The organism is Pseudomonas sp. BF-B-26 (assembly GCF_019956495.1).
Lineage (GTDB): Bacteria > Pseudomonadota > Gammaproteobacteria > Pseudomonadales > Pseudomonadaceae > Aquipseudomonas.
The window spans coordinates 25,893-34,779 of sequence record NZ_JAHBDP010000108.1 but is presented as its reverse complement, the minus strand read 5'-3'; the positions used below and the strand labels follow the sequence as shown (position 1 = coordinate 34,779).

Sequence of the window (8,887 nt, the reverse complement as noted above, 5' to 3'; positions counted from 1 at the left end):
CACCTGCGCTACCGGATCCCCCAGCAATGTGCGAGAACGAATCCCCACCAAACTCTTTTTTGAAGCTGAAGATTGTCTCGGTCAAGTTTCCATTTTGCATTTTCAAACTCCTTTTCGGAAAGAAGTCACTGTTTAGTAAGTGACGAGCAATTTCTAACTCGTTGAGTGGCGTGTTGCAAATTTGAATGTTTTTCATTGTAGGAAGCTTCATACAAGCTTGGGTAAGAAGTCTTTCGTGATAGGTGACGTATTGCACGAGCGTCAACTTGGTGATTAAACAGTCTTGTTGTTTGGAAAAATACGAGGAAACTCTGACGGTTGCAGCCTATTTTTTTTATGATGCGGGTTTGCGTAAAGGATTATCAATAAAGAATAGTCTGAGGACGCATGTAGTGCGTTTCCTGAACGTCTGTGGGCATTGTTTTGATATTTCAGTTTGACAGCGTTAGGTATTCCGACGAACGGTACATGCTTGTTGGATGTACTTCGCAGACTGATTCCAAGCCCGTGCATCTTGGCCAATAGATTAGCTTCGAGATCGTTATTACGAGTCTTCATAAACGGCGCCGAGACGTCGGTTCCTTCCTACGGCGCAGTTAATAATCTCTCCCTAAGATTCTGGCGCAACAGTTACCGGTGGCATGGTTTCAGGCGGATCTTCCCGCGCAGGCGGGGTCGTGCCCGGCGGCTCCTGCTCGGGTTCCGGAGCAGGCTCGGTCGGCGGAATGGTCGGGCTGTCGATGTTTGGATCAGGCGTTTCGGCAGGGATCGGAATGCTCATAGATTCAACCTCCGGTGGCACATGGCGTAAGTCGTGCTTAAGTGTGTTGACCACTGCGTACAGGAATTGATTCCTTCGACGGCTCGGGCAAATCCTCGTGAACTTTTACCGGCGCCTGTCGCTCGGAACCTAAGTGAGTTCATTGCGGGGCGGACGATCCTGCTCGATGGCTATCCTGTTACAAGCCACAGACACAAGAGCGTCCATGGGGCGTAAAGGAGAGATGCTCGATGACTGCTGAAAAACCGACAGAGCTGAGCTACAACCCTCATATACCGCTGTCGCAGGCTTTATTGCTGCCGCGTATCGTCATCGAAAACACCATGCCGACCCTCGATGGCGGGCAGTTCGCCGTCAAAGCCGTGATGGGTCAGGACGTGGTGGTGACCGGCAAAGTGTTTGCCGACGGTCACGACAAATTGGCCGTGCGAGTGCGCTGGCACGCCGAGGGTGAGGAAACCTGGCAAAGCGAAGTCATGGCCGAGCTGGGCAATAACGGTTGGCAGGGCCAGTTCCGGGTCGCGCGTCAGGACCGTTATGTGTTTTGCATCGAAGCCTGGATCGATCAGTTCGCCAGCTTCTGTTACGAGCTGGAGAAAAAACATGCCGCCAGGGTGCCGATCAGCCTGGAGTTGCAGGAGGGGCGAACGCTGGTCCAGCAAGCCGCCGAACGCACCGAAGGACAGCTGAGCGAGCAACTGACGGCGTTGCACCATGAATTGTCGGGGTTGCTCGAAATCGAGCAGGTCGAGCTGTTTCTGCACCAGCGTAGCGCTGAGCTGATGACGCAGGCCGATCATCGTGCCTATTTGAGCCTCAGCCCTGAGTACCCGGTCGACGTCGAACGGGACCTGGCGCAGTTCGCCAGTTGGTATGAATTGTTTCCGCGTTCGCTCACTGACGATCCGGCCCGTCATGGCACCTTCAACGATGTGCATTCGCGGCTGCCGATGATTCAGGACATGGGCTTCGATGTGCTGTACTTCCCGCCGATCCACCCGATTGGTCTCAGCTACCGCAAAGGCCCGAACAATTCCCTGACCGCCGGCCCGGACGATCCGGGCAGTCCGTATGCCATTGGCAGCGAAGAGGGCGGGCATGAAGCCATTCATTCGGAGCTGGGCACGCGCGAAGACTTCCGGCGTCTTGTCGCGGCGGCTGCAGACCATGGGCTGGAAATCGCCCTCGATTTTGCGATTCAGTGTTCTCAGGATCACCCGTGGCTGCAACAGCATCCGGGCTGGTTCAACTGGCGCCCAGACGGCACGATCAAATACGCCGAGAACCCGCCGAAGAAATACCAGGACATCGTCAACGTCGATTTCTATGCCACCGATGCGATCCCGAGTTTGTGGGTCGAGTTGCGCGACATCGTGGTGGGTTGGGTCGAGGAGGGCGTGAAGCTGTTCCGCGTCGACAACCCTCACACCAAACCGCTGCCGTTCTGGCAGTGGCTGATTGCGGATGTGCGGGCGCTGTACCCCGAGGTGATCTTCCTGGCCGAAGCCTTTACCACCCCGGCAATGATGGCGCGGTTGGGCAAGGTCGGTTACTCCCAGAGCTACACCTACTTCACCTGGCGCAACAACAAGTCCGAGCTGGCCACCTACTTCACCGAACTCAATGAGTCACCGTGGCGCGAATGCTTCCGGCCGAACTTCTTCGTCAACACACCGGACATCAACCCGGCGTTTTTGCATGAGTCGGGGCGCGCCGGTTTTCTGATCCGCGCGGCACTGGCCACCATGGGCTCTGGTCTGTGGGGCATGTATTCAGGCTTCGAACTGTGCGAAGCGGCACCGGTGCCGGGCAAGGAGGAATACCTCAATTCCGAGAAGTACGAAATCCGCCCACGGGACTTCAACGCGCCGGGCAACATCATTGCCGAGATCGCCCAGCTCAACCGCATCCGCCGGCAGAACCCGGCGCTGCAGACGCATCTGGGCCTGAAGGTCTACAACGCCTGGAACGACAACATTCTGTATTTCGGCAAACGCAGCGCCGATGGCAGCAATTTCATTCTGGTGGCCGTCAGCCTTGATCCGCATAACGTCCAGGAAGCGAACTTCGAATTGCCGCTGTGGGAAATGGGCTTGCCCGACGACGCCAGCACCCAGGGCGAAGACTTGATGAACGGTCATCGCTGGACCTGGTACGGCAAGTACCAATTCATGCGGATCGACCCGGCGCATCAACCGTTCGGGATATGGCGGATCACAACCTCTTGACTTGTGGCGAGAGGACTTCTGTGGTGAGAGGGCTTCTGTGGCGAGGGGATTTATCCCCGTTGGGTCGCGAAGCGGCCCCCAATCCGCCCAGACACCGCATCAACAAGATTGAAAGTATGCGACTGCTTCGCAGCCGAACGGGGATAAATCCCCTCGCCACAAAAGCCCCCTTCACCACACGTAGGCGTTCGGCTCAAGGGCTTCACTGAATTCAACAGGAGTTTCAAATGGCGAAGAAACCCAAGGCAGCCACCTTTATCAAAGACCCGCTCTGGTACAAGGATGCGGTGATCTACCAGGTTCACGTTAAGTCTTTTTTCGACTCCAACAATGACGGGATCGGCGACTTTCCCGGTCTTATCGCCAAACTCGATTACATTGCCGATCTGGGCGTCAACACCATCTGGCTGTTGCCGTTCTATCCCTCGCCACGGCGTGATGACGGCTACGACATTGCCGAATACCGTGGCGTGCATTCCGACTACGGCACCATGGCCGACGCCAAGCGGTTCATCTCGGAAGCCCACAAACGTGGCCTGCGGGTGATTACCGAACTGGTCATCAACCACACCTCGGACCAGCACGCCTGGTTTCAGCGTGCGCGCAAGGCCAAGAAAGGCTCGGCGGCACGGGATTTCTACGTCTGGTCGGATGACGATCATAAGTACGACGGCACCCGCATCATCTTTCTCGACACCGAAAAGTCCAACTGGACCTGGGACCCGGTGGCCGGCCAGTACTTCTGGCACCGGTTCTATTCCCACCAGCCAGACCTGAACTTCGATAACCCGCAAGTCATGAAAGCCGTGCTGTCGGTGATGCGCTACTGGCTGGACATGGGCATCGACGGTCTGCGTCTGGACGCGATTCCGTACCTGATCGAACGCGACGGCACCAACAACGAAAACCTGCCCGAGACCCACGACGTCCTCAAGCAGATCCGTGCCGAAATCGACGCCAATTACCCGGACCGCATGTTGCTGGCCGAGGCCAACCAATGGCCGGAAGACACGCAACTGTACTTCGGCGACACCGACGCCAAAGGCCTGAACGGTGACGAATGCCACATGGCGTTCCACTTCCCGCTGATGCCGCGCATGTACATGGCGCTGGCCCAGGAGGACCGTTTCCCGATCACCGATATCCTGCGTCAGACCCCGGAGATCCCGGCTAACTGTCAGTGGGCGATTTTCCTGCGCAACCACGATGAGTTGACCCTGGAAATGGTCACCGACAAGGAGCGCGATTACCTGTGGAATTACTACGCGGCCGACCGTCGGGCGCGGATCAACCTGGGGATTCGCCGCCGCCTGGCGCCGTTGATGGAACGCGACCGTCGTCGTGTGGAGTTGCTGAACAGTTTGCTGCTATCGATGCCCGGCACGCCGACCCTGTATTACGGCGATGAAATCGGCATGGGCGACAACATCTACCTCGGCGACCGTGACGGCGTACGCACGCCGATGCAGTGGTCGATTGACCGTAACGGCGGTTTCTCCCGCGCCGACCCGGCCAGCCTGGTGCTGCCACCGATCATGGACCCGCAATACGGCTACTTGTCGGTCAACGTTGAAACCCAGGCCGGCGATCCGCATTCGTTGCTCAACTGGACTCGGCGCATGCTCGCCGTGCGCAAGCAGTCCAAGGCCTTCGGTCGCGGCACCCTGAAAATGCTTTCGCCGACTAACCGGAGGATCCTGGCCTACACCCGGGAATTCACCGGGCCGGATGGTAAGTACGAAATCATTCTGTGCGTGGCCAACGTATCGCGCAGTGCGCAAGCGGCGGAGCTGGATTTATCCGCTTATGCCGGCATGGTGCCGGTGGAAATGCTTGGCGGTAACGCCTTCCCGCCGATCGGCCAGTTGAATTTCCTTCTGACCCTGGCGCCTTACGGCTTCTACTGGTTCGGCCTGGCAGCAGAAAACCAGATGCCAAGCTGGCACGTGGAACCGGCGCAAAGCCTGCCGGACTTCACCACGCTGGTGCTGAAGAAACGCATGGAAGAACTGCTCGAAGCACCGTCCCGCGGCACGCTGGAGCAGGGCATCTTGCCGAACTGGCTACAGAACCGCCGCTGGTTTGCCGGTAAGGACGCAGCCATCGAACAGGTCAACATCGCTTATGGCGTGCGCTTCGGCGATCCGCTGCACCCCGTGTTGTTGAGTGAAATCGACGTCACCAGTGGCGGCCAGACCAGCCGCTATCAGTTGCCGTTCGGTTTTATCTCTGAAGATCAGGTGGGCGCCGCGTTGCCTCAGCAACTGGCCTTGTCTCGGGTCCGGCGCGTGCGTCAGGTCGGCTTGATCACTGATGCCTTCAGCCTCGATACCTTTGTGCATGCGGTGTTGCAGGGCATGCAAAGTAATACCGTAGTGCCATCCAGTGCGGGCGATATCTGCTTTGAGCCGACGTGGGAACTGGCGAAACTCGGCCTGACCGGGGAATCGGAAGTGCGTTACCTGTCCACCGAGCAGTCCAACAGTTCGGTGGTGATCGGCAACAGCCTGGTGCTGAAACTGATCCGCAAGGTCGCGTCCGGCGTGCACCCGGAGCTGGAAATGAGCGCGTTCCTGACTCACGCCGGTTTCCGCAATATCTCGCCGCTAATGGGTTCGGTGGTTCGCCGTGATCCGGCGGGCGAGGAAACGTTGCTGATGATTGCCCAAGGCTACTTGAGCAATCAGGGCGACGCCTGGGAATGGACCCAGAACAACCTTGAAAGGGCGCTGCGCGACGAGCTGGCCGACGCCATGTCCGAGCAGGAGCAACACTACAACGCCTTGGGTGAACTGAGAGACTTCGCCGGCATGCTCGGTCAGCGTCTGGGTGAAATGCATCAGGTGCTGGCGGCGCCCAGCGACAACCCGGACTTCGCCCCGAAGGTCACCACCCAGAAAGATGCCCTGGCCTGTGCCAAGGACGTGGCGGCGCAATTGGAGCACGCGCTGAAGTTGCTCAAACAGCATCAAAGCGAATTGAACCCGGCAGACAAAGCCTTGGTCACTCGTTTACTGGACAACAAAAAAGACATCCTCAGCCATGTTCAGGAGCTGGGCAAAAAAGCCGTTGGGGGTCTGCGCATTCGCGTCCATGGCGACTTGCACCTGGGCCAGGTGCTGGTGATCAAGGGCGACGCCTACCTGATCGACTTCGAAGGCGAGCCGGCGCGACCGCTGCACGAACGACGGGGCAAACACAGCCCGTACAAAGATGTCAGTGGCGTATTGCGCTCCTTTGACTACGCTGCGGCGATGGCGATCAATGTGCACAACGTCGACAACACGGCCGATGCCAAAGCCGCTCGTCAACGTGTCGCCGATCGCTATTTGAATGAAGCAAGACACGCATTTGTCGACGCTTATCGGCTAGCGGCAGCTAGTCTTGCTCATGCATGGCAAGATCCGGAAGGCGAGGACGCCGCGTTGGCGTTGTTCGGCCTGGAGAAGGCAGCGTATGAAGTGGCCTACGAGGCAGAAAATCGCCCCACATGGTTGCCCGTGCCGTTGCACGGCTTGTATGGGTTATTGAGTGGGCTTAAACCCTTTTCCGATCTTGGTGGAGAGTAGTCATGAGTTTCTCGAACAAGGAACAGGGTCACGCTAAAGAAGCGTTGCTGCCCAGATCGCGGGACATCGACGCACTGGTACGCGCCGAACATCACGACCCCTTTGCAATTCTTGGCCCCCACGGCGATGGTGTCGGCGGGCAATTCATTCGAGCCTATTTGCCGGACGCCTTGAGCGTGCAGGTACTGGCCAAGGACTCCGGGGAAGAACTCGGCAACCTTGAGGCCACCCAGACGCCGGGCCTGTTCGTCGGGCACTTCGATCGGGCGCAGCCGTATCTGCTGCGAACCCGCTGGGCCGGCGGCGAACAGGTTTGCGAAGACCCTTACAGCTTTGGCCCGTTGCTTGGCGAGATGGACTTGTACCTGTTCGCCGAAGGTAATCACCGCGATCTCAGCGCTTGCCTGGGCGCGCAGCTGAAAACGGTCGACGGTGTCGATGGCGTGCGTTTCGCCGTGTGGGCACCGAACGCCAGAAGGGTGTCGGTGGTGGGTGACTTCAACAACTGGGACGGTCGCCGGCACCCGATGCGCCTGCGTCATCCTACCGGCGTATGGGAAATTTTCGTCCCGCGCATGCAAGCGGGGGAAACGTACAAATACGAAATCCTCGGTAGCCACGGCATTCTGCCACTCAAGGCCGACCCGATGGCGCTGGCCACTTCGCTGCCGCCGGACACCGCGTCAAAAGTCGCTTCACCGCTGAACATCGATTGGCAGGACCACGAGTGGATGCAATCCCGGGGCGACCGTCATCGGGTGAGTGCGCCGCTGTCGATCTACGAATTGCATGCCGGGTCCTGGCAATGTGAGCTGGATGATCTGGGCGAAGTTGCGCGCCTGTACACCTGGCATGAGTTGGCCGAGCGGCTGATTCCTTACGTGAAGGAACTGGGTTTTACCCACATCGAGCTGATGCCGATCATGGAGCACCCGTTCGGCGGCTCCTGGGGCTATCAGCTGCTGTCGCAATTCGCCCCGAGCGCCCGCTACGGCTCGCCGGATGACTTCGCCGCGTTCGTCAATGCCTGCCACCAGGCCGATATCGGCGTGATCCTCGATTGGGTGCCGGCCCATTTCCCGACCGATACTCACGGTCTGGCGCAATTCGACGGCACTGCGCTGTACGAATACGGCAACCCGCAAGAAGGCTTCCATCAGGACTGGGACACGCTGATCTACAACCTGGGTCGCACCGAAGTGCACGGCTACATGCTGGCCTCGGCGCTGCACTGGCTCAAACATTTTCACGTCGACGGCCTGCGGGTCGATGCCGTGGCCTCGATGCTGTATCGCGATTACTCGCGCAAGGCCGGCGAATGGGTGCCAAACCGTCACGGCGGTCGGGAAAACCTCGAAGCCATCGACTTCCTGCGCCATCTCAATGACGTGGTCGACCTCGAAGCCCCCGGTGCGCTGGTGATTGCCGAAGAGTCCACCGCATGGCCGGGTGTCAGCCAGGGCACGCAACAGGGCGGACTGGGCTTCGACTACAAGTGGAACATGGGCTGGATGCACGATTCGCTGCACTACATCCAGCAGGACCCGGTGTACCGCGCCCATCACCACAACGAGCTGAGTTTTGGCCTGGTGTATGCCTGGTCCGAGCGCTTTATCCTGCCGATTTCCCACGACGAGGTGGTACACGGCAAACACTCGCTGATCGACAAGATGCCGGGCGATCGCTGGCAGAAATTCGCCAACCTGCGCGCCTACCTCAGTTTCATGTGGGCACATCCGGGCAAGAAGCTGTTGTTCATGGGCTGCGAGTTTGGTCAGTGGCGTGAGTGGAACCACGATCAGCAACTCGACTGGTACTTGCTGCAGTACTCGGAACACAAAGGTGTGCAGAAACTCGTCGGCGATCTTAATCGGCTGTATCGCGAGGAACCGGCGCTGCATGATCAGGACGACGCGCCGCAAGGCTTCCAGTGGTTGATTGGTGATGATGCCATCAACAGCGTTTACGCCTTCATGCGCTGGAGCAGGGAGGGGCGGCCGGTGTTGGTGGTGGCTAACTTCACCCCGGTGCCGCGTGAGGGTTATCGCATTGGCGTACCGTTTGCCGGGCGTTGGACCGAGGTGATCAACAGCGATGCGGCCACTTACGCCGGTTCGAACTATGGCAACAGCGGCGGGGCGTTTACCGAGGATGAGCCGAGCCATGGCCAGGCACTCTCGTTGGTATTGAACCTGCCGCCGCTGGCGGTGTTGATGCTGCGTCCGGAGGGTTGATCTAAAACCGAGTCGCTCCCTTCGCGAGCAAGCCCGCTCCCACATTGGTTTTGTGTACGACATCAATCCAATGTG

The 8,887-nt window shown here is 58.7% G+C and carries 5 protein-coding genes; 3 read left to right on the top strand and 2 right to left on the bottom strand.

Going from position 1 to position 8,887, the window contains the following annotated elements:
* Positions 1–196, bottom strand: a 196-nt coding sequence (locus KGB03_RS24800) for a hypothetical protein (RefSeq protein WP_223529625.1), incomplete at its 3' end; no start/stop codon positions are given.
* Between the two features lie 414 nt (positions 197–610).
* Positions 611–781 (bottom strand): hypothetical protein, encoded by a 171-nt coding sequence (locus KGB03_RS24795; protein WP_218534662.1) that lies wholly within the window; start codon positions 779–781, stop codon positions 611–613.
* A 230-nt stretch (positions 782–1,011) separates the two neighbouring features.
* Between KGB03_RS24795 and KGB03_RS24790 the strand changes: the two genes are divergently transcribed.
* The 3 genes from KGB03_RS24790 (at position 1,012) to glgB (ending at position 8,812) form a co-directional block, all read left to right on the top strand.
* Positions 1,012–3,009 (top strand): alpha-1,4-glucan--maltose-1-phosphate maltosyltransferase, encoded by a 1,998-nt coding sequence (locus KGB03_RS24790; RefSeq protein ID WP_223529623.1) that lies wholly within the window; start codon positions 1,012–1,014, stop codon positions 3,007–3,009.
* A gap of 227 nt (positions 3,010–3,236) precedes the next feature.
* Complete coding sequence (treS, locus tag KGB03_RS24785) at positions 3,237–6,578, top strand: maltose alpha-D-glucosyltransferase (RefSeq protein WP_223529621.1); 3,342 nt, start codon at positions 3,237–3,239, stop codon at positions 6,576–6,578.
* A gap of 2 nt (positions 6,579–6,580) precedes the next feature.
* Positions 6,581–8,812, top strand: a complete 2,232-nt coding sequence (gene glgB / locus KGB03_RS24780; protein WP_218534665.1) for a 1,4-alpha-glucan branching protein GlgB — start codon at positions 6,581–6,583, stop codon at positions 8,810–8,812.
* Positions 8,813–8,887 lie beyond the last annotated feature (75 nt).

What these genes read in the sequence shown, in the direction of transcription:
- KGB03_RS24795 (WP_218534662.1), bottom strand. Translation starts at nt 781, where the DNA reads ATGAGCATTCCGATCCCTGCCGAAACGCCTGATCCAAACATCGACAGC.
- KGB03_RS24790 (WP_223529623.1), top strand. Translation starts at nt 1,012, where the DNA reads ATGACTGCTGAAAAACCGACAGAGCTGAGCTACAACCCTCATATACCG.
- treS (WP_223529621.1), top strand. Translation starts at nt 3,237, where the DNA reads ATGGCGAAGAAACCCAAGGCAGCCACCTTTATCAAAGACCCGCTCTGG.
- glgB (WP_218534665.1), top strand. Translation starts at nt 6,581, where the DNA reads ATGAGTTTCTCGAACAAGGAACAGGGTCACGCTAAAGAAGCGTTGCTG.